We start from the raw sequence: 24,251 nt of genomic DNA on the forward strand, positions 1-24,251 counted from the left end.
ACAACGTCGTAGCGTCCCGGCCATCGATCGATGCCACCGAACGCACCACCGAAACTTCCGGAAATCGCGCTTCCGATTCCCGCCGGCCTGGTCGGCACCCGAGCCCCTCGCGAGTCCCCGAAGGGATGGACCATGAACGCGCACCTCTCCCGCCGAACGCTGCTCGGCCTCCTCGGCGCCGGTGCCGGCGCCCACCTGCTCAGCGGCTGCGGCGACGGGGGCTCCGGCGACCCGGACGGCCCGCAGGCCATCAACTGGTGGCACATCCAGAACACGGAGCCGATGCTGCCGGTCTGGGCGGCGATGGCCCAGGAGTACCAGGGCGCCCACTCGGGCGTCACCGTCGAGATCCAGCCGCTGGAGAACGAGGCGTTCAAGGCCAAGCTCACCACCGCCACCCAGGCGGGCTCGCCACCCGACCTGTTCCAGTCGTGGGGCGGGGGCACGCTCAAGCAGCAGGTCGACGCGGGCCTGGTCAAGGACCTCACCGACGACGTGAAGCCCTGGATCGGCAGCCTGCTGCCCGCCGCCGTGCAGCCGTTCACCATCGACGGCAAGGTCTACGGCGTCCCGTTCGACGTCGGCATGGTCGGCTTCTGGTACAACAAGGCCCTCTTCGACGCCGCCGGCGTCACCGCGCCGCCCACCACCTGGGCCGGCCTGCTCGACGCGGTCCGCAGGCTCAGGGCGGCCGGCACCGTCCCGATCGCGCTGGCCGGCAAGGAGAAGTGGCCCGGCCACTACTACTGGGCCTACCTGGCGATGCGCGTCGGCGGGCTCGGCGCCCTGCAGCAGGCCGCCAAGGACGGCAACTTCGACACCCCCGACTTCGTCGCCGCCGGCGAGCGGCTCAGGGAGCTGATCGACCTCCAGCCCTTCCAGAAGGGCTTCCTCGGCGCGGACTACAGCTCCCCGGACGGGCAGGCCGCCACCATGGGCAACGGCGGCGCGGCCATGGAGCTGATGGGCCAGTGGGCCCCCTCGGTGCAGGCGTCGTCCTCGACGGGCAAGAAGGGCCTCGGCGACAAGCTCGGCTTCTTCGTCTTCCCCGCCGTCGACGGCGGCAAGGGCTCCGCCTCGGACGCGTTCGGCGGCGGCAACGGCTTCGCCGTCGGCAAGGACGCCCCGGCTGCGACGGTCGACTTCCTCAGGAGCCTGCTCAGCGTCGACAACCAGCGCCGGGCCGCGAAGACCGGGTTGGTGCTGCCGACGGTCCGGGAGGCCGTCGACGGGATCGCCGACCCCAACAACAAGATCGTCGCGCAGACCCTGGCCGGCGCCACCGGCTTCCAGCTCTACCTCGACCAGGCGTACCCGCCGGCCGTGGGCCAGCAGGTCAACGACAGCGTCGCCGAGCTGTTCGCCGGCAACAAGACGCCCGCGCAGATCGTCAAGGACATCACCACGGTGGCGAAGAGCCAGTAGTCGTGGCCACCCCCACCGGCCGCGTAGCCGGCTGCGAGAACCGAGTGGAGCAGGCATGACCAGGCCATCGGCCGTGGCGGACGCCTCCCGCGCCGCCCCGGCGACCCACCGATCGGCGGCGGGTCGGGGCGCCGCGCGGCGGGGCGGCCCGCCCCGGCCGGGCCGCCGTGGCGCCCTCGCCGTCTTCCTGACCCCCGCCCTGCTGCTGTTCCTGTCGCTGGTGATCGCCCCCATCGCGGTGGCCGGCTACGCCAGCCTGTACAAGTGGAACGGCTTCGGCCTGCCGGAGAACTTCGTCGGGCTGGACAACTACACCCGCGCACTGGCCGACCCGACCTTCCGGGGCGACCTGTGGCGGGGGTTCGTGCTGATCGTGCTCTCCCTGACGGTCCAGCTCCCCGCCGCGCTGGGCCTGGCGATGCTGCTCAACCAGCCCCTGCGGGGCCGCGGCGTCTACCGGCTGGTCTTCTTCGCCCCGTACGTGCTCTCCGAGGTCACCACCGCCGTCCTGTTCACCCTGGTCCTCTCCCCGAACCGGGGGCTGGGCGGGGCGATCTCGCGGTGGCTCGGCGCGGACGCGGGGGCCGTCTTCGCCGACCCGGACACCGTGCTGTTCGCCGTCTTCCTGGTCGTGTCCTGGAAGTACTTCGGCCTCTACATGATGCTGTTCCTGGCCGCCCGCCAGGGCATCCCGAAGGAGCTGTCCGAGGCCGCCGCCACCGACGGCGCGACCGCCTGGCAGGCGTTCCGGCACGTCACCCTGCCGCTGCTCGGGCCGACCATCCGCATCAGCGTGTTCCTGTCGGTCATCGGCACCATCCAGCTCTTCGACATGGTCTGGGTGCTCACCGGCGGCGGCCCGATCCACGCCTCGGAGACCATGGCCGTGACGATGTACCAGTACGGCTTCCGCCGCTTCGAGGTCGGCTACGCCAGCGCCATCAGCATCGTCATGTTCCTCCTGAGCCTCGTCTTCGCCCTCACCTACCAGCGCGTCGTCCTGCGCCGCGACACCGAGGGCGCGCTCACCACCCAGGGAGCCCAGCGATGACCAGCCCGACGAACGCCCCGCGGGCCCGCCGCCTCGTGCTGCACCTCGTCTGCGTCGCCGTCGGCGCGCTCATCGTCGTACCGGTCTGGTTCGGGGTGCTCGGCGGGTTCAAGGACAACGGCCAGCTCTCCACCAACCCGCTCGGTTGGCCCGACCCCTGGATCACCGACAACTACACGGGCATCCTCGGCTCACGGGTGTTCTGGCGGCAGCTCGGCAACAGCGTCCTCATCGCCGTCACCAGCACGTTCGTGGTCGTGGGCGCGGCGGCGATGGCCGCGTACGTCTTCGCCCGCTTCGCGTTCCGGGGTCGGGAGCTGCTGGCCACCCTGTTCGCGGTCGGGCTGATGTTCCCGTTCGCGGTGGCGATCCTGCCGCTGTTCGTCCTGCTGCGCGGGATGGGGCTGCTGGACAACCCGCTCGGGGTGATCCTGCCCCAGGCCGCCTTCGGGCTGCCGGTCACCGTCATCATCCTGCGCCAGTTCTTCCGCACGATCCCCGGCGAGGTCGAGGAGGCCGCGATCCTCGACGGGTGCGGCCCCTTCGGGTTCTTCTGGCGGGTCCTGCTGCCGATGGCCCGGCCCGCCCTGGCCACCGTCTCCGTCCTGGCCATCGTGACGAGCTGGAACAACTTCATGCTGCCGCTGGTCGTGTTCACCGACCAGAGCTGGTGGACCCTGCCCGTCGGCGTCCAGGCGTTCCAGGGCCAGTACGCCGACGACACCGCCCGGGTGCTCGCCTACGTGGTGCTGTCCATGGTGCCCGCCCTGGGGTTCTACGCCGTGGCGGAACGGCAGCTCGTCGGCGGCCTGGCGGGCAGCGTCAAGGGGTGAGGAGCACCCGCTGGGGTAGCCTTCTGCGACCGTAGGCTCGATGACGAAAGGGCGTACCGTGGGCTCCGACAGCAGCCGAAACGTCACCATCGCGATGATCGCGCGTCTGGCCGGCGTCTCCGTGCCCACGGTCTCCCGCGTCATCAACGGCCGCTCCGACGTCTCCCCGCAGACCCGGGAACGCGTCGAGGGCCTGCTCACCCAGCACGGCTACCGCCGCCGTTCCCCGGCGGGCCGGCGGCCCGGCTCCGCCCTGGTCGATTTGGTCTTCAACGACCTGGACAGCCCCTGGGCCGTGGAGATCATCCGGGGGGTGGAGGACGTGGCGCACGCCAGCGGCGCCGGCACCGTCGTCTCGGCCATCCACCAGCGCACCTCCTCGGCGAAACAGTGGCTCGACAACATGCGCGGCCGCTCCACCGAGGGGGTCATCTTCGTGACGTCCATGGTGGCGCCGCCGTTGCAGGCCGAGCTGCGGCGGCGGGGCGTGCCGGTCGTCATCGTGGACCCGGCCGGGGTGGCCCCGCAGGAGGCCCCCACGATCGGCGCGACCAACTGGGCGGGCAGCCTCGGCGCCAACCAGTACCTGCTCGGCCTCGGCCACCGCCGCATCGGCTTCATCGCCGGCCCGCCGCAGCTCATGTGCAGCCGGGCGCGGCTCGACGGCTACCGGGCCGCCCTCGACGCGGCCGGCGTCGCGATCGACGACGCCCTGATCCGCCCCGGCAACTTCTACCACGAGTCCGGCTACGCCGCCGGAACGGACCTGCTCGCCCTGCCCGACGCGCCCACCGCCATCTTCGCCTCCAGCGACCAGATGGCGCTCGGCGTCTACGAGGCGGTCCGCAAGCGGGGCCTGCGGGTGCCCGACGACGTCAGCGTGGTCGGCTTCGACGACCTGCCCGAGGTGCGCTGGTGCTCCCCGCCGCTGACCACGGTCCGGCAGCCCCTGGCCGAGATGGGCATGCTCGCCGCGCGCACCGTGCTGCGCCTGGCCAACGGCGAGAGGATCGAGAGCCCGCGCTTCGAGCTCGCCACCGAGCTGGTCGTCCGCGACAGCACCGCGCCGCCGCGCTGACGCCGTCGTCCGGCTGACGCCCGCCGTACCCGGTCGGGGCGGTGCCCGGCGGCCGGCGTCTTGCCGGCGTCTGCCATCCTCGGGACGGTGACGCCCGGCCAGCCCCGTCCCCGCTCCCGCACCCGCCGCAGCCGCGCCGCCCGGGTCGCCATCGTCCTCGCCGCCCTCGCCGCCGTAGCGGCCCTCGTCGCCGTCGCCGTGGTCGTCGTGCCGCTGCTGCTTCCGCCCGGCCCGCGCCCGCCGTTCCAGCTTCCCGTCGCCTGCGGCGAGACGTGGCAGCTCGGCACGTATCCGGGCCACGACGACTACGACGTGGACATGTTCCCCACCGAGGGCGAGGCGTGGGGGCGGCCGGTGCTGGCGTCGTACGCCGGCACGGTCACCGAGGCGGGGATCAACGGTGCGGTCGGCGGTCGTACCAGGGAGAACCCGCAGGGGCCGCGCGGTCGCGGCGGGGGTTACTGGGTGAAGATCGACCACGGTGGGCGGTGGGAGACGCAGTACCTCCACCTGCTCGAACCGCCGCCGGTGCGGGTCGGGCAGCGGGTCGCCCAGGGCGAACGGATCGGTCGGGTGGGCAGCACCGGCAACTCCGGCGCGCCGCACCTGCACTACGAGCAGCGCCGCGGCTGGGAGAAGGTCGAGACCCACTTCGACGGCGCGGCCTCGGGCATCACCCACGACGACCGGGAGTACACCGTCAAGCGGACGAGCAACAACTGCGTCGCGGGGTGACCCGGGCGCGGGCCGGCGCCCGGGGCGAACGCCTCACGCCTCGCCGATCCTCGGTCGCCGGTGGTCGGTCAGCCGGAACCCGACGCCCCGGACCGCCACGACGGTGACGCCGGTGCCGAGCTGGTCCAGCTTGCGCCGCAGCCGCTTGACCAGGGACTGCACGTCCGCCGTGCGTCGCCGCCCCGCGTCGCCCCAGACCGACCGGTGCAGCTCGGCGTAGCTCCACACCCGCGCCGGCTCGCTGGTCAGGCAGGTCAGCAGGCCGTGTTCGAGGCGGGTGAGGGCGACCTCGCGGTCCCGGCAGCGGGCGACGAACCGGGTCCGGTCGATCCGCAGGGTGTCGTCCGGCGGGGCGGTGGCCGCCGGTGACGCCCCGGGGCCCGGCGACGGGGCGGAGAGCAGCCCCCGCAGCTCGTCGAGGTCGGCCACCAGCAGCAGCGGCGCGACGCCGTCGAGGCGCTCGGCGAGCCGGACCCGCTCCTGCGGCGACGGGGTCACCGCTATCACCAGCGGGAACGGGACCTCGGTCGGCGGGTGCCCGCCCGGCGCCGTGCCCCCGGTCATCCGGTCCACCCGCCACGGTGGGGGGTGCTCCTGCCCGACGTCGTCGCGGCCGTGACAGTGACTGTCAAATATGTTGTCAGACGAACCACTGTTGGTGACATTTTGCTCACGTCCCGTGCTTGATCAGTCATATTTGTCGATCATATTGTCCACACAGGCGGCCGGCTTGACCCGCACGGCGCCTGGGGCAATGGGGCTTCGTTCTGATCGGTGCGTCACGGATGGGAGACGGTCTTCTGCACCCTTCGCCATGGCTCGAACAACCGCGGGTCGTACCGAAGGAGAGAAGTGCTGAGACGTCCACATGGGAGGCGCCTGGTCAGGCGCCTGGCGAGCGCCGGTGCGGCGATCGCCCTCGCCGCGGCCGGCCTGGCGACCACCGGCTCCACCGTCCAGGCCGCGCCCACCGCGGCGGCGGACAAGATCCGGCCCGACCTGATGAGCCAGCTTCGGGAGAAGAGCGAGAGCGACTTCTGGGTGCGGTTCACCGACCGGGCCGACCTGAGCAGGGCCAGCGCGGTCAAGGACTGGACGCAGCGGGGCGCCGCCGTGGCGGAGGCGCTGCGCGCCACCGCCGCCGAGAGCCAGGCCGAGGTCCGCGCCGAGCTCGACGGCGCGGGCACCAAGTACCAGTCGTTCTGGGCGACCAACGCCATCAAGGTCGACAGCGGCTCGCTGTCGATGGCGCAGAGCTTCGCGGCGCGCGCCGAGGTCGAGGGCATCTACGCCCCGACGGCCTACGAGCTGCCGGAGGTCAGCAAGGACGCCGCCGACAAGGCGGCGAACGCCCTGGAGTGGGGCATCGCGAACATCAACGCCGACGACGTCTGGTCCCAGTACGGCACCGGCGACGGCATCACGGTGGCGAGCATCGACTCGGGGGTGCAGTTCGACCACCCGGCGCTGGTGAACTCCTACCGCGGCAACAACGGCGACGGCACGTTCGACCACGACTACAACTGGTTCGACGCCGCCGAAGAGTGCGCCACCTCGCCCTGCGACAGCGACGGCCACGGCACCCACACGATGGGCACGATGGCCGGCTCCGCCGGGGCCAACCAGATCGGTGTCGCGCCCGGGGTCCGCTGGATCGCGGCGAACGGCTGCTGCCCCAACGACGCGGCGCTGGTCACCTCCGGCCAGTGGATGCTGGAGCCCACCGACCTCGCCGGCCAGAACCCGGACGCCAGCAAGCGCCCGCACATCATCAACAACTCGTGGGGCACCACCTCGCCCTCCAACAGCCCGTTCATGGAGGACGTGACGCTGGCCTGGGCCGCCTCGGGCATCTTCGGCGTCTGGTCCAACGGCAACAACGGCCCCGCCTGCCGGACCAGCGGCTCACCGGGCAGCCGGACGAGCAACTACTCCACCGGCGCGTACGACGTCAACAACACGATCGCCAGCTTCTCCTCGCGCGGCACCGGGCAGGACGGCGAGATCAAGCCCAACATCTCGGCGCCCGGGGTCAACGTCCGGTCCAGCGTCCCGGGCAACAGCTACGCCAGCTACAGCGGCACCTCGATGGCCGCGCCGCACCTCGCGGGCGCGATCGCGTTGCTGTGGTCGGCCGCGCCCGCGCTCGTCGGTGACATCCCCGCGACGCGCGCCCTGCTCGACGACACGGCGATCGACAAGGCCGACGCCCAGTGCGGCGGCACCGCCGACGACAACAACGTCTACGGCGAGGGCCGGCTGGACGCGCTCGCGCTGCTCGCCGCCGCCCCGGTCGGCGAGACCGGCACCCTCGCCGGCACGGTCACCGACGCCGCGACCGGCGCGAAGCTCCCCGGCGCCACGGTGACCCTGACCGGGCCGGCGGCCCGCGAGCTGACCACCGGGCCCGACGGCGCGTACTCGACCCTGCTGCCGGCCGGCGACTACCAGGTCACCGTGGCCAAGTTCGGCTACGGGAGCAGGACGGTGGCGGCGACGGTCGCCCCGAACGCCACCACGAAGGTCGACGTGGCCCTCACCCCGGCGGCGTCGGTGACCGTCAGCGGTTCCGTCACCGACGGCTCCGGGCACGGCTGGCCGCTCTACGCGAAGGTGAGCGTCGAGGGCGTCCCCGTGTCCGACTACACCACGCCCGCCAACGGCCGCTACAGCCTCCAGCTCCCGGCCGGGGCCACGTACCGGCTGCGGGTCGAGCCGCGGTACCAGGGCTACCAGACCGTGACGAAGGAGATCACGGTCGGGTCGGGCAACTCCACCCACAACGTCGCGGTGCCGGTGGCCTCCACCGCCTGCGCCGTCGCGCCCGGCTACACGGTCGGCTCCGACGGGGTGTACGAGACCTTCGACGGCGACCGCGTCCCGCAGGGCTGGACGGTCGTCGACAACGCCGGCAGCGGCCAGGTCTGGCAGTTCACCGACGCCGGCGGGCGGGGCAACCTGACCGGCGGCGAGGGCGGCTTCGCCGTCATCGACAGCGACGAGTACGGCAGCGGCGGCAAGCAGGACACCTCGCTGGTCAGCCCGGTGGTCGACCTCACCGACGTCGCGACGCCGGTGATCCGGTTCAACCAGGACTACAACTGGCTGAACTCCGACCGCGCCGACGTCGACCTCAGCCTCGACGGCGGTGCGACCTGGGCCAACGTGCTGCGGCAGGCCGCCGACGTGCGCGGGCCGAAGGTGACCGAGGTCCCGATCCCGCAGGCCGCCGGCAAGTCGCAGGTCCGGGTCCGCTTCCACTACTACGAGGCATCCTACGAGTGGTGGTGGCAGGTCGACAACGTGCTGATCGGCAGCGAGGTGTTCTGCAAGCCGACCAACGGCGGCCTGGTGGTCGGCCACGTCCGCGACCGCAACGACAACGGGTACGTCAACGGGGCCACCGTCACCAGCGACGACCGGCCGGCGGAGACGACCACCACCGTGGCCACGCCCGACGACACGGAGCTGCCGGACGGCTTCTTCTGGCTCTTCTCGTCGCTCACCGGCGGGCACCCGTTCACCGCGAAGGCCGGCGGCTACGTCAGCCAGAGCAAGCAGGTCACCGTCCAGACCGACTGGGCCACCGCCGTGAACTTCCAGCTCGCGGCCGGCCGGCTGTCGGTGCAGCCGGCGGGTGGGGTCAGCGCCACGGTCCGGATGCCCTCCGGAAAGGCCACCAGGGCCGTCACGGTGACCAACACCGGCGGCGCCCCCGTCGACGTGCGGTTCAGCGAGCGGGACGAGGGCTTCGAGCTGCTGCGGGCCGACGGCTCGCGGCTGAGCGACCAGGAGGTCCTGGGCTCCGGCGGCGCGCCGGAGCAGCGGCTCACCGTCGCCACGTCGTTCGCGGCGCGGGCCTCCGGCATGGCGGCCACCGGCGCTCCCACGGCGGTCGGTCCCCAGGCCGAGCCCTGGACCGACGTGGCCGACCACCCGAGCGTCGTGATGGACAACCGGGTGGTGAACCTCGACGGGAAGGTCTACACGATCGCGGGCGGCAACGGCTCGGCGTCGACAGCGAAGAACTACGTCTACGACCCCGTCGCCCAGACCTGGACGTCGATCGCCGACCTGCCCGGCGCCCGCAACGCCGTGACGACGGGCGTCGTGGACGGGAAGATCATCGTGACCGGCGGCTGGGGAGCCTCCGGCCCCGACGCCGCCACCTGGTCGTACGACCCGGCGGCCAACACGTGGACGAAGAAGGCGAACAACCCCGCGCCGCGCTCGGCGGCCGGGCAGGCGGTCGCCGGCGGCAAGCTGTACGCCGTCGCCGGTTGCACCACGGCGAGCTGCACCCCGATGTCGAACGACGTCGTCCGGTACGACCCGGGCAGCGACACCTGGGAGACCCTGCCCGACTACCCGAAGTCGGTGGCCTTCCTGTCCTGCGGCGGGATCAACGGCGTCGTCTACTGCACGGGCGGCAACGACGGCACGGTGTCGCAGAAGGCCGGCTACGCCTTCGACCCGGCCACCAACGCCTGGCGGGCCATCGCCGACGCGCCGTCCGACCACTGGGCCGGCTCGTTCGCCGTCGCCAACGGCAAGCTCCTGGTCGTCGGCGGCTCGCAGGGCGGCGCCGTCACCAACGCCGGCTTCGCCTACGACCCGTCCGACAACTCGTGGTCGCCCCTGCCGAACGCCAACGCGGCCCGCTACCGTGGCGGCGCGGCGTGCGGCTTCTACAAGGTCGGCGGCTCGTCCGGTGGCTTCAACGCCACCGCCGACAGCGAGGCGCTGCCCGGGTTCGAGGGCTGTTCCGAGGCCGCCGCCGACGTGAGCTGGCTGACGCTCGACAAGACGGCGGTCACGCTGGCCCCGGGCCAGAAGGTCACGGTCAACGTCGGCGTCTCGGCCACCGTCGACCAGCCGGGCACCTACTCGGCGGCGATCGTGATCAAGGAGGACACCCCGTACGCGGTGCCGCCGGTGCCGGTGAAGATGGTCGCGCAGCCGCCGACCACCTGGGGCAAGCTGACGGGCACGGTCACCGGGAAGAGCTGCCAGGGGGTCAGCGCGCCGCTCGCCGGCGCGGTGGTCCAGGTGGACTCGTGGGCGAACTCGTGGACCTTCGCCACGGACGCCCAGGGCCGGTACGCCTACTGGCTGGACCGGCGGAACAACCCGCTCACCATGATCGTCGCCAAGGACGACTGGAAGCCGCAGACCCGGCAGGTGAGGGTCAACCCCACCACGCCCACCGTGGAGGACTTCGCCCTGTCGCCGATCCGCTGCTGACCGCCGTCGCCTGACGGACGACACGATCCGGCCCGCCCGGTCCCACGACCGGGCGGGCCGGACCCGTTCCGGTGCCCGGGAACCCGGCCACCGGGTGCGCGACGTCGGGGATCGGGGAGCGGGTCAGGAGACGGCGAGGCGGAAGCCCACGCCGCGTACCGCGTGGATCGTCGCCGCCGCGCCGAGCCGGGCCAGCTTGCGCCGCGCCCGGCGGACCAGCGAGTGCAGGTCGGAGCCGCGGCCCAGGTGCTCGGTGCCCCAGACCTCGCGGTGCAGCCGCTGGTAGGTCCAGATCTGCCCGGGCGTGCCGGCCAGGCAGCGCAGGAGGGCGTGCTCCAGGGGGGTCAGGCCGACCTCGTCGTCGCGCCAGCGCAACACCTGCCGGTCGGAGTCGACGCTCAGCCCGCAGGCGGGCGGGACCGCGTCCGGGGCCTCGGCCGCCTCGGCCCCGGGGTCGTCCGCCACCATGAGGAAGCGCCGCGCCTGCTCGACGTTCGAGACGATCAGGAACGCCTCGGCCGCGCCGAAGAGCTGGGCGAGCTGCCGGCGGTGCGCCGGCGCGGAGGCGATGGCGACGACCAGGGAGGCGCTCATCCTCCGCCTTTCGCCCAACGCCGACGGCCGGTGCGACCGGGAACGCCGGACGGCCCCCGAACGCTCGTAGACTAATCCACGTCGATGCGCCGGGCAACGGGCCCCGTCGGCGGGGGACGGGCGCGGCCGGGTCAGCCCAGGCTGGACCTCGGGGCGCCCTGCCCGGGGTCGATCCTGGTGGGGCCGGCGGAGCTGGGGCGTACGTCGAAGTCGAAGATCTCGGTGGGCAGGTAGACGGTCGCGCAGGAGTTGGGGATGTCCACCACGCCGGAGAGCCGGCCCTCGATCGGCGCCGCGCCGAGCAGCAGGTATGCCTGCTCCGGCTGGTACCCGAAGCGGGTGAGGTAGTCGATGGCGTGCAGGCAGGCACGCTGGTAGGCCAGTTGCGAGTCCAGGTAGCGCTGCTCGCCGTCGAGGGTGACGGAGATTCCCGAGAAGGCCAGCCACCGGCTGTACTGCGGCGGGGTGTCCCCGGGCAGGAAAATCGCGTTCTCGGCGACGCCGTACGTCTGCATCCCGTTCTTGATCAGGTCGACGTGCAGGTCGATGAAGCCGCCCATCTCGATGCCGCCGCAGAAGGTGATCTCCCCGTCGCCCTGGGAGAAGTGCAGGTCACCGAGGGAGAGGTTGGCGCCGGGCACGTTGACCGGGTAGAAGATCCGGCTGCCCACGGTGAGGTTCTTGATGTCCTGGTTGCCACCGTTCTCCCGGGGCGGGGCGGTGCGCGCGGCCTCCGCGGCGACCCGGTCGAAGTCCGCGCCGGTGAGCGAGCCGAGGATCGCGTCCCGGGGCTCGGGCAGCAGGGCCAGCGGCGGGACGCGGTCGGGGTCGGTGGCGTGCAGGGCGCCCTCCCGCTGGTTCCACTTCGCCAGCAGTGACGCGGACGGCGCCGTGCCCATCAGCCCGGGGTGGGCGATCCCGGTGAACTCGACCCCGGGGATGTGGCGCGAGGTGGCCCGCCGGCCGTTGAAGTCCCAGACGGCCTTGTAGGCGTCGGGGAACTGTTCGGTGAGGAAGGAGCCGCCGTTGGCCTTGGCGAAGATGCCGGTGTATCCCCAGCCCTGGCCGGCGAGGGGGCCGGTCTCCTGCGGGATGGGGCCGAGGTCGAGGATGTCGACCATGAGCAGGTCGCCGGGCTCGGCGCCCTGCACGGCGAAGGGGCCGCTGAGGGCGTGCACCCGGGTCAGCGGGGCGTCGCGGACGTCGTCGGCCGAGTCGTCGTTGCGCATCGCGCCGTCGAACCACTCGCGACAGTCGACCCGGAACGTCTGACCCGGCCGCACCGTGGCCACGGGTGGGATGTCGGGGTGCCAGCGGTTGTGGCCGACCAGGACCTGGTCGGTGAACTTCTTGTCGGAGTCGAGAGGGAACAGCAGTTCGGGCATGGTGTACCGCCTTTCGATCGCGCTGACGCACCCGGTCGGTCCGCTGGGTCACCAGCGGGGCAGGCGGGCGTGGACGGGGTTCGGTGCCGGGCGGCTCGGCCGCCGGCCGGGGAGACGGGTCACGACCTCGGGGGTCTCCGCGCTGCGGGCCGCCCGCTCGATGGCCCGGCGCAGCGGCACCGGTGTGCGGGCGAGACGCGGCGCGGAGAAGACCCGGGCGGCGGGGGCCGCGCAGCGCGGGCAGCGCGTCGAGGGGCTGGCGGTGCCGATCGGCAGGCTGGCGTCGAAGACGCCGTCCCGCTCGCACCGGTACTCGTACGTCGCCATCCCCGCCCCCTTCGCGGCCCGCGGCCGGCCGCCGCCGGCTCGCCCTGTGCCGATTCTGTGGCATCGCCCGCGGCGAAGGGCGCGAAAACCCCAAAGGGGTACGCCCGGGGCGATCCGGGCCGGGATGAGGGAACGCCGGTCGGGCGTCCACGTGAGATCATCGGGGGGTGACGGCCCGGGGAAGGTGGACGGCGGGAGCCGCCCTGGCCGCCGTCGCGCTCCTCGTGGCCCCCGGCGACGCGGTGGCGGCCGCCGCCCCGACGCCGGGCAAGCCGGTGTGCCGGATCGGCGACGCCCGGCTCGACGAGATCTCCGGAATGGTCGCCACCGACGCCGGGTTCGTCGTCGTCAACGACGGCGCCGACGACGAGGCCCGCCGCCGGATCTTCTTCCTCGACGCCGACTGCGCCGTGGTCCGGACGGTGCGCTACCCGTCGCGCCCCCGCGACACCGAGGACCTCGCCGTCGGCGCGGACGGCACGCTCTGGGTCGCCGACATCGGCGACAACGACCGGGCCCGGCGGACGGTCGCCCTGTGGCGGCTCGCGCCCGGGGCGGCCCGCCCGGTGCTGCACCGCCTGGCGTACCCGGACGGCCCGCACAACGCGGAGGCTCTCCTGGTCGACGGCGACGGCCGCCCGGTGATCGTGACGAAGCAGGCCGGCGCCGCCGGCCTCTACCGCCCGGCCGGGCCGCCCCGGGCGGGGGTCACCGTGCCGCTTACGCGGGTGGGGCAGGTGCGGCTGCCCGTCACCACGACCCCCAACCCGTTCTCGTTCCTCGGCCGGGGGCTGGTGACCGGCGCGGCCACCTCGCCGGACGGCCGGCGGGTGGTGCTGCGCACCTACGCCGACGCGTTCGAGTTCGACGTGACCGGCGGCGACGTGGTCGCGGCGCTGACCGCCGGCACGCCCCGGGGCGTGCCGCTGCCCGACGAGCCGCAGGGCGAGGCGATCACCTACAGCCGCGACGGCGCGTCCCTGCTCACGGTCTCCGAGACCGCGCGCGAGGAGCCGGGGACGCGACCCCGGATCCTGCGCTACGCCCTGCCCCCGTCACCGGCCACCACCGCCCGCCCGGCAGACCCGCCGCCCGCCACCCGCCGGGCCGACCCGTCGTCCGCCGGCCCGACGCCGCCCGCCGCCCGCCGGGCCGCCGACGACGGGGCCGACCAGGCCGCCCGCGTCCCCGCCGCCGAGCCGGGCCGCGCCGCCACCCTGGCCGTCGGCGCCGCCGCCCTGGCGCTGGGCCTGCTCGCCCTGGCGCTGGTCACCGCGAGGAACGCGCGGCGCGGCGGGCGCTGACCCGCGACCCGCGCCCCCCGGCGCCGGGTCCCGACCGAAAAGGAGCACGATGATACGTACGGTCCCCCTCGGCCGCACCGGCGAGCAGGTCAGCCAGCTCGCACTCGGGTGCATGTTGATGGGCACGTCGACCGACGAGCCCACGTCCTTCGGCATCCTCGACCACTACCTCGACGCCGGCGGGTCGTTCCTCGACACCGCCGACTGCTACGCCTGGTGGGACGGCCCGGGCCGGGTGGGCGGGGAGAGCGAGGAGCTGCTCGGCCGGTGGTTCGCCCGGTCCGGCCGGCGCGACGAGGTCTTCCTGGCCACCAAGGGCAGCGCCTGGGTCGACGACCCGGAGGCGGTGCGCGCCGGCCGGGCGGAGGCGTCGCAGCGCTACGCGGGCGCGGGCGGCGACACGCTGCGGCACGCGCTGGACGCCAGCCTCCGCCGGCTCGGCGTCGACCACGTCGATCTGTACTACGTGCACGTCGACGACCTCGGCACGCCCCTGGAGGAGACGCTGGAGGCCCTCGCCGGGCTCGTCGCGGCCGGCAAGACCCGCCACCTCGGCTGGTCCAACGTCCGCACCTGGCGGCTCGAACGCATCCGGCAGCTCTGCGAGCGGCACGGCTGGCCCGCCCCGGTGGCGGTGCAGCAGCAGCACTCGTACCTGCGTCGGCACCCGGGCCGCGACAACGTATCCATCGTGGACGACGAGCAGCTGCGCTACCTGGGGGCGCACGACGACCTGACGCTGGTGGCGTACTCGCCCATCCTCAAGGGCATCTACGACGACGAGGCCAAGCGGCGCACCCACCACGTCATGCCGCCGTACGAGGGCGCGGACACCCAGGCCCGGCTCGCCGCCGTGGCCAAGGTCGCCGCCGAGCTGGGGGTCACCGGCAACCAGGTGGTGCTGGCCTGGCTGTTGCAGCAGGACTCGCCCGAGTTCGTGACGCTGATCGGCCCGCGCACGCGCGAGCAGTACGAGGCCGCGCTCCCCGCGCTCGACCTGCGCCTCGACGCCGCCACGCTGGCCGCGCTCGCCGACGCCGAGGCCTGACCGCCCGGCCGCGTACCCGGTCGCCCCGGACACGCCTGCGGGCGACGCCGTTCAGCCGGGCCGGCGTAGGGCGACCGGGGGGCCGAACGCCACCGGGACGCCGGGGGAGTGGAGCACGCTCACCGGCGGCCCGGCCGGCGCCGGCAGCCCGGCGGCGGTGACCAGCTCGTCGTCCAGGTGCAGCAGCTCCGCCCGGTGCAGCGGCCAGCGGGGGTGCCAGTTGGGCAGGTGCAGCGTGCGCCCGTACGCCCGGGTGTGCAGCCCCCAGCGGGCGGTGACGAAGTGCTCCAGTGGGGTCGGCTCGCCGACCGGGTCGCCGACGCGCACCTCCATCCGGCTGGTCGCGCCGGCGGGGCCGGGCCACCGCCGCCGGCACCGGTAGACGCGACGGTCGCCGTCGCGGTCCAGCCGCATGGACGACCACATGTACGGCAGCCGCAGCGCCGCCCGGGCCACCAGCACCGGCACCAGCCGGGACGCGTCGAGCGAGCGGAACACCACGGCGCGCCGGCCGGCCCCGTCGACCGAGTAGAGCCGGACGTTGGTCTCCCAGAAGCTGCCGAAGTACGGCACCCCGGGGCCGCGCCCGAGGCCCAGCCCGACCATCCGGAAGCCGATCAGGCCGACGTGGGCGACCCCGTCGAGGGTGTCCGGGCGGGTGCCGGCGGGCAGCAGCGGCGCGACCAGCTCGGGCGCGACCGCCCAGTGCAGGAAGGTGAGATCCTCCCAGCGCTGCCGCAGCACCGCCCGACGGAACGTCGCGCCCGGCGCGGGGTCGATCGCCTCGATGCCCACGCGCCGATTGTCCCCCGTGGGGGGAGCACGCCCCGGGGCGGGAGGGCATCGGGCCGCCCCGAACGGCCCGACGCTGCCTGACGTGACCCGACGCGGCCCGACCGGCGGCCGGTCCGCCGCCCCCGACCGGCGGGCCGGTCAGCTCCTCCCCGCGCCGCCCGAGTGCGTCGGCGCGGGACGGCGCCCACGCCCCGCCCCGGTGGTCCCGCGCGCCTCCCGCCGTTCGCCGAGAGCCAGGGCCACCACCGCGCCGAGCAGCACGACCGAGCCGGCGACGGCCGGCACCGTGAGTCGCTCGCCGAGCAGCAGCACCGCGACGACGGCTGCGGTGACCGGCTCGATCAGCGCGACCACCGACGCGGTCGTCGCGCGGACCGTGGCCAGCCCCGCGAAGAACAGGCTGTAGGCCACCGCGGTGGGGACCATCCCGAGGTACGCGAGCAGGCCCAGAACCTGGCCGGCGTCACCGGAGGTGGGCAGGAGCCCTTCGAGCAGGGCCGGCGGGAGCAGGCAGAGCATCCCGACGGCGAACCCGCCCAGCGCCGTCGCCCGGGGACCGCCGCCGTCGCCAGCCCGACTCGTCCTCCGGTTGAGCAGGGTGACGCCCGCGTACCCGCCGGCGGACAGCAGCGCGCAGGCCAGCCCCAGCGCCGGCTGCGGCGCGGCGGCCGGGCTCCCGCCGCCGACCAGCAGGACCAGGCCGGCCAGCGCCGTCGCGACCGTCACCGCGCCGGCCCGGCCGAGCCGTTCGCCCGTCGTGACGCGGGACCCGAGGGCGATGAGGACCGGCCCCGAGCCCAGGGTCACCACCGTCGCGACGGCCAGCCCCGCGTATCCCACGGCGGCGAAGTACGCCGTCTGGTAGACGGCCAACCCCACGCCGGTCGTCACCACCCGCCGCCACCGGGTCCGCCCGGTGGCGTCCCCGGTGGAGCGTCCCGTGCCCCGCCGGAACAGCAGGTGGCCGGCGCCGAGCAGCACGACGCCGCCCGCGAAACGCCAGAAGGAGACCGCGACCGGTCCCAGTCCGCTGGTGTCGTAGAGGACGGCCGCCGCGGCGCCGCCGGTCCCCCAGGCGACAGCCGCCACACAGACGTAGAAGACTCCCCGTCCCACGGACGGGGGCACACTCGAATTCACACGATTCTCCGTTGTCATCGCCGCCCGGGCAGCACGAACACACACCCGGGCCTCGAACAGGTAAGAGTCGGGCCGGGGAAAGCGGTCGTTACCGCAGCGGCGGTGGCGGCGAGACGAGGAGAAGGAGCACGGGCGGATCGTATCGTCGTGGCGCGTCCGACGGGTCGGGACCCCCGCGCCGATGTCCGGATCACGACATCCGTCGGCCGGGGAAAACGTGAACGCGGCGCATACCCTTGCGCCATGTCCCGACCTGAAGGCTTCTCGATGTCGGCCTCGTCCGGGTCGGCCACCGTGAAGGCCGGCGGCACCGCGACGGTCCGGGTCGCGGTCGGCGGTCCGGGGCGGGACAGCGGCCCGGTCACGTTCGACGCCACCGGGCTGCCCCCGCACACCTCCGACACCTGGCGTCCACAGCGGATCGCCGGCGGTGGCGGCACCACCGTCCACCTCACGACGTCGCCGCGCACCCGCCCCGGGGCGTACCAGGTGCTTCTGCGCGCGACGGCCGGGCTCGACTCGCGCAGCGTGCCGTTCACCCTCACCGTGGTCCGGCCCCAGCGCTCGCCGGCAGACCTCCTCGCCCACGTCGGGCTGGGCGGGATCGTCACAGTCGGGCGGATCGTCGGCTGGCTCGCCGGCCGTGGCGGCCCGCCCGGGCCGCCCGCCGAATCGCTGCGACCGACCCGCCGCGACGACGAGCGGGTCTGAGTGGCCGGGGCCACCGACCGGGACCGCGCGCTGCACCTGCTCCGGGCGCGGCTGACGCGGATGGAGCAGGATCCGACCGAGGCCACCGACGGCGTAGCCCTGGTCGAGGCCGCCCGGCTGACCCTGCACCGCGCGCCGGACGACGTCGAGGCCGCGCTGGCGGTCGGCGCGCTGCACCTGGTCAGGGCCGCGCTGCTGGCCGACGAGGCCAGCGACGAGGAGGAGTACGCCTGGTTCCTCTGGTGCGCCTGGCTGCACCGGGTCTCGCCGGACCTGGTGCCGGTCGAGGTCCGCGACGCCGTCGCCGCGGCGGAGGTCACCGTCGACGACGCGGACCTCTGCGCGGCCGAGGCCGACGCGCTTCTGGCCGACCCGGTCGCCGCCGACCCGGCGGCCCTGGATCTCGGCATCCGACTGCTGCGTCGCGCCGTGGCCGGCGCGGGCCGGGGGCGACGCCTGGAGTACGGCGCCAACCTCGGCTCCGCGCTGCGCGTGCGGTACGCCCATGGCGGCGACCCGGCCGACGTGCGCCGCTCCGCCGACGCCCTCACCGACGCCCTCGCCGCCGCCCGGGGCGACGAGCCGGAGCTGCCCGTCGCGCGGCTCTGGGCGGCGCTCACCCACCGGCAGCTCTACGAGCTCGACCGGGCCGACCCCGCCGACCTCGACCGGGCCGTCGCGCTCGGCCTGTCCGGGCTGGCCGGGGTCGACCCGCAGCAGCGCGCCGCGTACCTGCCGGTGGTCCGGGGCGCGCTGCGACTGCGGTACGGCGGCACCGGCGACCCGGCCGACCTGGACGCCGCCATCGCGCTCGCCCGGGAGGAGGTCGCCCTGGCCACGGAGGACGTCGACCGTGGCGAGGTCCTCGCCGACCTGGCCGGCCTGCTCAGCCAGCGCCACGACCACGACCACGCCGGCGGCCCCGCGCCCGCCGAGGCGCTGGCCCTGGCCGAGCAGGCCGAACGGCTGTTACCGGCGACGCATCCCCGCCGGGCCGTCCTGTTCGGGCTCCTCGCCGGGCTCTGGCGCGGCCGGTCCGGCGGCGACGACCGGGCAACCCTGGACCGCGCCGTCGCCTACGGGCGGGCCGCCGTGGCCGCCGCGCCGCCCGGGCACCCGGACCGGCTGCTGGGCCTGCACAGCGCCGCCCTGGCCCACCGTGCCCGCTTCGACCGGTTCGCCGCGCCGGAGGACATCGCCGAGGCAATCCGCCTCGCCGGTGAGGCCGCCCGGGAGGCCGCCCCGGACGACCCGGAGCGCACGACCGTGCTGCTCAACCTCACCTCGCACCTCACCGCCGGCTTCGCGGTCACCGGCCGGCGCGACGACCTCGACCGGGCGGTGGAGACGGGCACGGAGGCGCTGGCCGCGCTCCCCGCCGGGCACCCGGAGCGGGCGGGCGTCGCCGGCAACCTCGGCAACGCCCACCACGCCCGCTACGAGCTGCTCGGCCGGGAGGACGACCTGGACCGGGCGGTGCGGCTGGCCGTCCTCGCCGCCGAGGAGTCGGCGGGCCGTGGCAACCACCCGGGGCACCTGGCGCAGCTCGCCCAGCGCCTGCTCACCCGCTACGAGCGGCACGCCGACCCGGCGGACCTGCACCGGGCCGCGTCGGCGGCGGAGGAGTCCCTGCGGCTGGCGGCGTCCGGCCACCCCGACCGGCCGCGGGCGCTCGCCGCGCTGCGCGCCGCCCTGCTCCGCCGGTTCGACGGCGCGGGCGTCGCCGACGACCTACACCGGGCCGTCGCGCTCGCCGAGGAGGCGGTGGGACTCACCGCCCCCGACGATCCGGAGCTGCCCGGCCGGCTGGTCAACCTCGGCGCGGTGTTGCGTCGGCGGGGTGACGCGACCGGCGACCGGGGCAGCCTGGACGACGCCGTGCTCGCCGGCGAGCGGGCACTCGGGCTGGCCCCCGCCGGTCACCCCGACCGGCCGCTGGTGCTGGCGGCGCTGGCCGGCGCGCTGAGCGAGCGGGCTCGCCGGCACGGCGACCGCGACGACCTCGACCGGGCGATCACGATCGAGACCGAGCTGCTGGACGGCGCGGTCGCGGGCGGCCCCGAGTGGCTGGCCCGGGCGGTCAACCTCGGCGTCTCGCTGGCCGACCGGGCGAGGCTCGCCGGCGACCCGCAGGAGAGCCGGCGCGCGGTCGACCTCGCCGAGGCGGTGGTCGCGGCCACCCCGGCCAACCATCCCGACCGCCCCCGGCACCTGGCCAACCTCTGCTCCCTGCTGACCGGCCACTTCGAGCTGTGCGGCCGGGTCGCGGACGCGGACCGGGCGGTCGCCGTCGGCGGCGAGTCGGTCCGGGCGCTGCCGCCCGGCCACCCGTACCGGCCCGTCGCCCTGGGCAACCTGATGTCCGCGCTGCTGCGCCGCTACGAGCGCTACGGTGCCCTCGCCGACCTCGACGCCGCCGTCGCGGCGGGCGCCGAGGCGGTCGAGGCGGCCACCCCGGTCGCCGGGGCCGAGACCCGGGCCGCCCTCGCCTCCGTGCTCACCCGGCGGTACGAGCGCACCGGCGACGCCGGCGACCTGGACCGTGCGGTGCTGGCCGCCCGCACGGCCGCCGAGGCCGACGTCTCCGGCCCGCGCCGCGCCGACCTGCTCAACAGCCTCGGCATCACGTCGCTGACCCGCTACCGGGCGGTCGACGACCCGGCGGACCTCGACGCGGCGGTCACCGCGTTCACCGCCGCGGCGGCGGCCGCCGACCCGGCCGACGCCCGCCTCGGCATGTACCGCATCAACCTGGCGATGGCCGTGTTGTCCCGGTACGCCGCGCGGCGCGACCCCGACGAGCTGGACACCGGAATCGCGCTGGCCGAACGGGCCGTCGACTCGGTCGGCCCCGACCACCCGGAGTACGCCCGCTACAGCTTCAACCTGGGAGTCGCCCGCTGGGTCCGGTTTCGGGAGCGGGCGGACGAGCGGGCCCGGACGGCCGCCGTCGACGCCTTCCGCGCCGCGCTGCGCGCCCCGGCCGGGCCCCCGGCGCAGCGGATGGCCGCCGGCCGCTGGCTGGCCGAGCTGGTGGGCGACGCGGGCGACCCGGAGCGGAGCCACGAGACGCTGACCGAGGTCCTGGCTCTGGTGCCGGCGCTGGTCGACCCGGGGCTGCCGCGCCCGGACCGGCAGCACCAGCTCGACCAGTTCTACGGCCTCGGTCAGCTCGCCGCCGCCGCCGCGCTGACGTGCGGCCGACCGGAGGAGGCGTGGTCGGCCCTGGAGCAGGGGCGGGGCGTGCTGCTCGGGCAGGCGCTGCGCACCCGGGGCGAGAGCGACCGGCTGCGCGCCGCCCACCCGGCGCTCGCCGAGGAGCTGGAGGCGGTGCGGCTCGCCCTGGACGACCCCACCCCGGTCGGGGCCCCGGCGGACGCCACCGGCCCCCAGCCGGGCCGGGCGGCGGCCGGCGCCCGGTTGGAGCGGCTGCTGGACCGCGTCCGCGCCGAGCCGGGGTTCGCCCGCTTCGGCCTGCCGCCGACGCTCGACGAGCTGCGCGAGGCCACGGCCGACGGGACCGTCGTCGCGGTCAACGTCGACCGGGAGCGCTGCGACGCGCTGATCCTCACCGGGCGGGGAGCGGACCACGTGCCGCTGCCCGGGCTCACCGCCGACGAGGCGACCGCGCGGGCCAACGACTTCCTCGCCGCCGCGCACCCGGCCGACGGCGGGACCGCCGACAACGAGGCGCTCGCCGCCGTGCTCCGGTGGCTCTGGGACGCCGTCGCCGAGCCGGTCCTGCGGCACCTCGGCTGCGCCGCCACCCCCGAGGCGCCGACCGAGCGGTGGCCGCACGTCTGGTGGGTGCCGACCGGGCCGCTGTCGGTGCTGCCGATCCACGCCGCCGGGCACCTCGACGACCCGCCCGGCCCGGGGAGGAGGACCGTGCTCGACCGGGTGGTCTCCTCCTACACCCCCACCGTCGGGGTCCTGCGCCACGCGCGGACCCGGCCGCGACCGGGCGGCGGGACCCCCCTGGTGATCGGGATCAACGACACCGGCGGGCGGGCCCGGCCCCTGGCGTACGCGGCGGACGAGGCCCGCTGGGTGCACCGGATCCTCGGCGGCACGGGCGAGCCCCTGCTCGACGAGCAGGCCGGCCGGGACGAGGTGCGCGCCCTGCTGCCCTCGGCGGCGTGGGCGCACTTCGCCTGCCACGGGGTGACCGCCGTCGACCCGGACGACAGCCACCTGCTCCTCGCCGACGGCGCGCTGACCGTACGGGAGCTGGCCCGGATGGAACTCGGCGGCACGCACCTGGCGTACCTGTCGGCGTGCACCACCGCCTACGGCGGCACCCGGATGGCCGACGAGTCGATCCACGTCGCCTCGGCCCTCCAACTCGCCGGGGTCACCCACGTCGTCGGCACCCTCTGGCCGATCTCCGACCTGGTGGCCCCCGAGTTCTCCCGCACGGTCTACCGCAGCCTGGACTCCGGCGCCGCGCCGGCCCAGGCGGTCCACGAGGCGGCCCGCGCCATCCGCGACGAGTACCCGGAGCATCCCTGCCTGTGGGCCGCGCACGTCCACCACGGACCGCGCGGCGAGTTCCTGACCACCGAGGAGTCGCACCTGATGACCACCGACACCGACGACAGCGCGTACCGGGCCGAGGCGACCAAGGTCGCCGACCGGCTGGCCCGGCTGGGCACGGCCGGGGTGGGGGAGTCGACGCTGCCCCGGCTCGACAACATCCTCGCCGCCACCGAGCGCGCCCTGGACTCCCGGGACGCGGCGCTGCTGCGGAGGGTCAAGGGCGACCTGACGATCCTCGCCTCCACCCGGTTCGGCGGCGTGGGGGACGGAGGCAGCCCCCAGCCGGCCGCCGACCTGCCGGCGGAGCGGCTCAACATCCTCGTCCACCGCCTGCGTACGGTGGCGGCGGGAGACGCGGCCGGGGGCGCGGCGGCGGGGGAGACGGGCGGGGACGCCGGACGGGGACATGACCGACCCGCCCGCTGACCAGTCCCTCGTGCTGCACCTGTTCGCGCCCCGGACCGGCCCGGACCGCGCGGCGGCGCGGGACGAGCTGCTTCGGCTCTGGGCGGCCTGCGGCACCGCCCTGGGGATGACCGAGTCGATCTCGGGCACCGGCCTACCCGTCGAACCGCCCCCGGCCGAACCGCCCCCGGCCGAACCGGCCGGCGCGACGGCCGAGGGGGCGGTGGCCGCCCGGCGCCATCGGACGTACCGGCTCTGGCAGGCGGTGTGGATCGACGACCACGACGTGAGCGTCGTGTCGGTCGCCCTCGGCGCCACCGGGTCGCCGGCCGCCGACTGGCGGGAGCTGCACGCGCGGTGGAGCGACGCCGTCGCCGGCCTGTCGCCGGAGCGGACGCTCGGCACGGTCGAGGAGTTCACCGGCCTGTCGGCGGCCCCGGCCGACACCGCCACCGCGCGCGGGCGTCTCGGTCGCGCGGTGGCGGCGCTGCTGCCCGACCCGGTCCCCGACGGCGGGCCGCAGGACGCCGTCGCCGCCTGGGCCGGGCGTGGGGCCGCCCTGCGCGACGGGGTCACCCTGTGGCAGACCACCCTGCCCGGCGGCGACGCGCCGGCCCGCCGGCTGGTGCTGCTCGCCGCCCCGCGACGCGACGCCGAACTGGGCCGGCTCGTCTACACCGACGGGTCGCCCAGCCTCGCCCCGCTGACCCGGTACCTGCTGCACTCGGTCAAGCTGCGGTACCAGATCAGGGTGTGGCGCGCCGAGCAGCCGCGTACCCGCGCCCTGCTCGACCACGCCGAGACCGCCATCGGGCAGCTCAGCCGCCTTCTCCTCGGCGCGCCCGGCGGGGCCGACGACCGCGACACCGACCACGCCGAACAGCAGCTCGCCGCCCTCCAGGCCGACGAGCGGGGCCTCATCGACACCGCCGCGCTGACCAGGATCATGCGTCGCACCGCGCAGATCGCGGCCGGCAACCTCGCCGCCCACGCCGCCGGCCTGGCCGGCGAGCCGCAGCGCACCGCCCCGCAGCACCCGTTCGCCGCCGACCAGGCCGCCGCGTCCTGGTTCGACCAGCAGCTCGACGACGACCTGACCTACCTGGACGCCGCCCGGGACCGCGCCCAGCAGCTCGGCGCGGCGGCCGACCGGGAACTGCGGCGGCGCGGCGACGCCGCCGCCCAGGCCGCCCGCCGCCGGCAGGAGACCTTCGGGCTGCTCCAGGCCGCCGTCGTCGGCGCGGCGGTCATGTGCCTGACCGCGATCCAGTCCCTGGAGTACAAGCTCCCGCTCGCCGCGTCGGTGAAGCCGGCCTTCGTCGCCGCGCTCGGCGCGCTGACGTTCCACCTGTCGGCCCGGGCCGTCCGGCTCGCCCGCTCCGGCCACGGCGACCGCCCGGCCCGCACGCCGGCGCTGGAGTACCTGTCGACCGCCGTGTTCGGCGCGGCGCTCGGCTGGCTCGGCGCGACCTGGACCGTACGGGTCGCGTCCGCGCAGGTCGCCCCGCCGACGGTGACGATCCGGGCGGCCCTGGCCGGCGCGCTGCTGGCCCTCGCGTGGGCCGCGTGGCGCGCTTGGCGCGGGCGGGCCGCGCGGCGGCGCGACCCGGCGTAGCCGTCGGGGCGGCCGAGTCGGC

17 protein-coding genes are annotated in these 24,251 nt (G+C 75.3%); 11 read left to right on the top strand and 6 right to left on the bottom strand.

The window, feature by feature from the left end; translation table 11 throughout:
* Window positions 1–132 precede the first annotated feature (132 nt).
* The 5 genes from LPU43_RS21730 (at window position 133) to LPU43_RS21750 (ending at window position 5,122) form a co-directional block, all read left to right on the top strand.
* Window positions 133–1,425, top strand: a complete 1,293-nt coding sequence (locus tag LPU43_RS21730; RefSeq protein ID WP_229402344.1) for an extracellular solute-binding protein — start codon at window positions 133–135, stop codon at window positions 1,423–1,425.
* Between the two features lie 55 nt (window positions 1,426–1,480).
* Window positions 1,481–2,476: a carbohydrate ABC transporter permease gene (locus LPU43_RS21735; protein ID WP_229402345.1), complete on the top strand. Its 996-nt coding sequence runs from the start codon at window positions 1,481–1,483 to the stop codon at window positions 2,474–2,476.
* Window positions 2,473–3,309 (top strand): carbohydrate ABC transporter permease, encoded by an 837-nt coding sequence (locus tag LPU43_RS21740; RefSeq protein ID WP_229402346.1) that lies wholly within the window; start codon window positions 2,473–2,475, stop codon window positions 3,307–3,309. The genes LPU43_RS21735 and LPU43_RS21740 overlap by 4 nt, the downstream gene beginning before the upstream one ends.
* A 40-nt stretch (window positions 3,310–3,349) precedes the next feature.
* Window positions 3,350–4,387: a LacI family DNA-binding transcriptional regulator gene (locus LPU43_RS21745; protein ID WP_229402347.1), complete on the top strand. Its 1,038-nt coding sequence runs from the start codon at window positions 3,350–3,352 to the stop codon at window positions 4,385–4,387.
* An 87-nt stretch (window positions 4,388–4,474) separates the two neighbouring features.
* Window positions 4,475–5,122: a M23 family metallopeptidase gene (locus tag LPU43_RS21750; protein WP_229402348.1), complete on the top strand. Its 648-nt coding sequence runs from the start codon at window positions 4,475–4,477 to the stop codon at window positions 5,120–5,122.
* Window positions 5,123–5,155: 33 nt separating this feature from the next.
* Here LPU43_RS21750 and LPU43_RS21755 read toward each other — a convergent pair whose 3' ends face one another.
* Window positions 5,156–5,686 (bottom strand): winged helix-turn-helix domain-containing protein, encoded by a 531-nt coding sequence (locus tag LPU43_RS21755; protein ID WP_229402349.1) that lies wholly within the window; start codon window positions 5,684–5,686, stop codon window positions 5,156–5,158.
* Window positions 5,687–5,974: 288 nt separating this feature from the next.
* On the opposite strand from LPU43_RS21755, the gene LPU43_RS21760 reads away from it, so the two are divergent.
* Complete coding sequence (locus LPU43_RS21760) at window positions 5,975–10,366, top strand: S8 family serine peptidase (protein WP_229402350.1); 4,392 nt, start codon at window positions 5,975–5,977, stop codon at window positions 10,364–10,366.
* A gap of 123 nt (window positions 10,367–10,489) precedes the next feature.
* Here LPU43_RS21760 and LPU43_RS21765 read toward each other — a convergent pair whose 3' ends face one another.
* The 3 genes from LPU43_RS21765 to LPU43_RS21775 form a co-directional block, all read right to left on the bottom strand.
* Window positions 10,490–10,960 carry a winged helix-turn-helix domain-containing protein gene (locus LPU43_RS21765; protein WP_229402351.1) on the bottom strand — a complete coding sequence of 157 codons (471 nt, stop codon included), beginning with the start codon at window positions 10,958–10,960 and terminating at the stop codon, window positions 10,490–10,492.
* Window positions 10,961–11,091: 131 nt separating this feature from the next.
* Entirely contained in the window at window positions 11,092–12,345 is a 1,254-nt protein-coding gene (gene fmdA, locus LPU43_RS21770) for a formamidase (protein ID WP_229402352.1), read from the bottom strand.
* Between the two features lie 48 nt (window positions 12,346–12,393).
* Window positions 12,394–12,672 carry an FmdB family zinc ribbon protein gene (locus LPU43_RS21775; RefSeq protein WP_229402353.1) on the bottom strand — a complete coding sequence of 93 codons (279 nt, stop codon included), beginning with the start codon at window positions 12,670–12,672 and terminating at the stop codon, window positions 12,394–12,396.
* 167 nt (window positions 12,673–12,839) lie between these two features.
* Here LPU43_RS21775 and LPU43_RS21780 point away from each other — a divergent pair, with 167 nt between their 5' ends.
* Together LPU43_RS21780 and LPU43_RS21785 are read left to right on the top strand one after the other, a co-directional pair.
* Complete coding sequence (locus LPU43_RS21780; protein WP_229402354.1) at window positions 12,840–13,976, top strand: NHL repeat-containing protein; 1,137 nt, start codon at window positions 12,840–12,842, stop codon at window positions 13,974–13,976.
* Between the two features lie 49 nt (window positions 13,977–14,025).
* Entirely contained in the window at window positions 14,026–15,024 is a 999-nt protein-coding gene (locus tag LPU43_RS21785; protein ID WP_229402355.1) for an aldo/keto reductase, read from the top strand.
* 51 nt (window positions 15,025–15,075) lie between these two features.
* Here the strand turns inward: LPU43_RS21785 and LPU43_RS21790 are convergent, their stop codons facing one another.
* Both LPU43_RS21790 and LPU43_RS21795 read right to left on the bottom strand, forming a co-directional pair.
* Entirely contained in the window at window positions 15,076–15,819 is a 744-nt protein-coding gene (locus LPU43_RS21790; protein WP_229402356.1) for a YqjF family protein, read from the bottom strand.
* Between the two features lie 138 nt (window positions 15,820–15,957).
* Window positions 15,958–16,935 carry a DMT family transporter gene (locus LPU43_RS21795; protein WP_229402357.1) on the bottom strand — a complete coding sequence of 326 codons (978 nt, stop codon included), beginning with the start codon at window positions 16,933–16,935 and terminating at the stop codon, window positions 15,958–15,960.
* 267 nt (window positions 16,936–17,202) lie between these two features.
* Here LPU43_RS21795 and LPU43_RS21800 point away from each other — a divergent pair, with 267 nt between their 5' ends.
* From LPU43_RS21800 to LPU43_RS21810, 3 genes are read left to right on the top strand one after another with little or no spacing between them, the layout of a single operon-like run.
* Window positions 17,203–17,670, top strand: a complete 468-nt coding sequence (locus LPU43_RS21800) for a COG1470 family protein (RefSeq protein WP_229402358.1) — start codon at window positions 17,203–17,205, stop codon at window positions 17,668–17,670.
* Window positions 17,671–22,635, top strand: coding sequence for a CHAT domain-containing protein (locus tag LPU43_RS21805; protein ID WP_229402359.1), 4,965 nt, complete (start codon window positions 17,671–17,673; stop codon window positions 22,633–22,635).
* Window positions 22,616–24,229, top strand: a complete 1,614-nt coding sequence (locus LPU43_RS21810; RefSeq protein WP_229402360.1) for a CATRA conflict system CASPASE/TPR repeat-associated protein — start codon at window positions 22,616–22,618, stop codon at window positions 24,227–24,229. Before LPU43_RS21805 ends, LPU43_RS21810 begins: the two co-directional genes overlap by 20 nt.
* Window positions 24,230–24,251 lie beyond the last annotated feature (22 nt).

Origin of the sequence: Micromonospora okii (assembly GCF_020884795.1) — a bacterium.
Lineage (GTDB): Bacteria > Actinomycetota > Actinomycetes > Mycobacteriales > Micromonosporaceae > Micromonospora > Micromonospora okii.

Bases quoted from the DNA above. Each gene is read 5' to 3' on its own strand.
- LPU43_RS21730 (WP_229402344.1), top strand. From the start codon at position 133: ATGAACGCGCACCTCTCCCGCCGAACGCTGCTCGGCCTCCTCGGCGCC.
- LPU43_RS21735 (WP_229402345.1), top strand. From the start codon at position 1,481: ATGACCAGGCCATCGGCCGTGGCGGACGCCTCCCGCGCCGCCCCGGCG.
- LPU43_RS21740 (WP_229402346.1), top strand. From the start codon at position 2,473: ATGACCAGCCCGACGAACGCCCCGCGGGCCCGCCGCCTCGTGCTGCAC.
- LPU43_RS21745 (WP_229402347.1), top strand. From the start codon at position 3,350: ATGACGAAAGGGCGTACCGTGGGCTCCGACAGCAGCCGAAACGTCACC.
- LPU43_RS21755 (WP_229402349.1), bottom strand. From the start codon at position 5,686: ATGACCGGGGGCACGGCGCCGGGCGGGCACCCGCCGACCGAGGTCCCG.
- LPU43_RS21765 (WP_229402351.1), bottom strand. From the start codon at position 10,960: ATGAGCGCCTCCCTGGTCGTCGCCATCGCCTCCGCGCCGGCGCACCGC.
- fmdA (WP_229402352.1), bottom strand. From the start codon at position 12,345: ATGCCCGAACTGCTGTTCCCTCTCGACTCCGACAAGAAGTTCACCGAC.
- LPU43_RS21775 (WP_229402353.1), bottom strand. From the start codon at position 12,672: ATGGCGACGTACGAGTACCGGTGCGAGCGGGACGGCGTCTTCGACGCC.
- LPU43_RS21785 (WP_229402355.1), top strand. From the start codon at position 14,026: ATGATACGTACGGTCCCCCTCGGCCGCACCGGCGAGCAGGTCAGCCAG.
- LPU43_RS21800 (WP_229402358.1), top strand. From the start codon at position 17,203: ATGTCCCGACCTGAAGGCTTCTCGATGTCGGCCTCGTCCGGGTCGGCC.
- LPU43_RS21810 (WP_229402360.1), top strand. From the start codon at position 22,616: ATGACCGACCCGCCCGCTGACCAGTCCCTCGTGCTGCACCTGTTCGCG.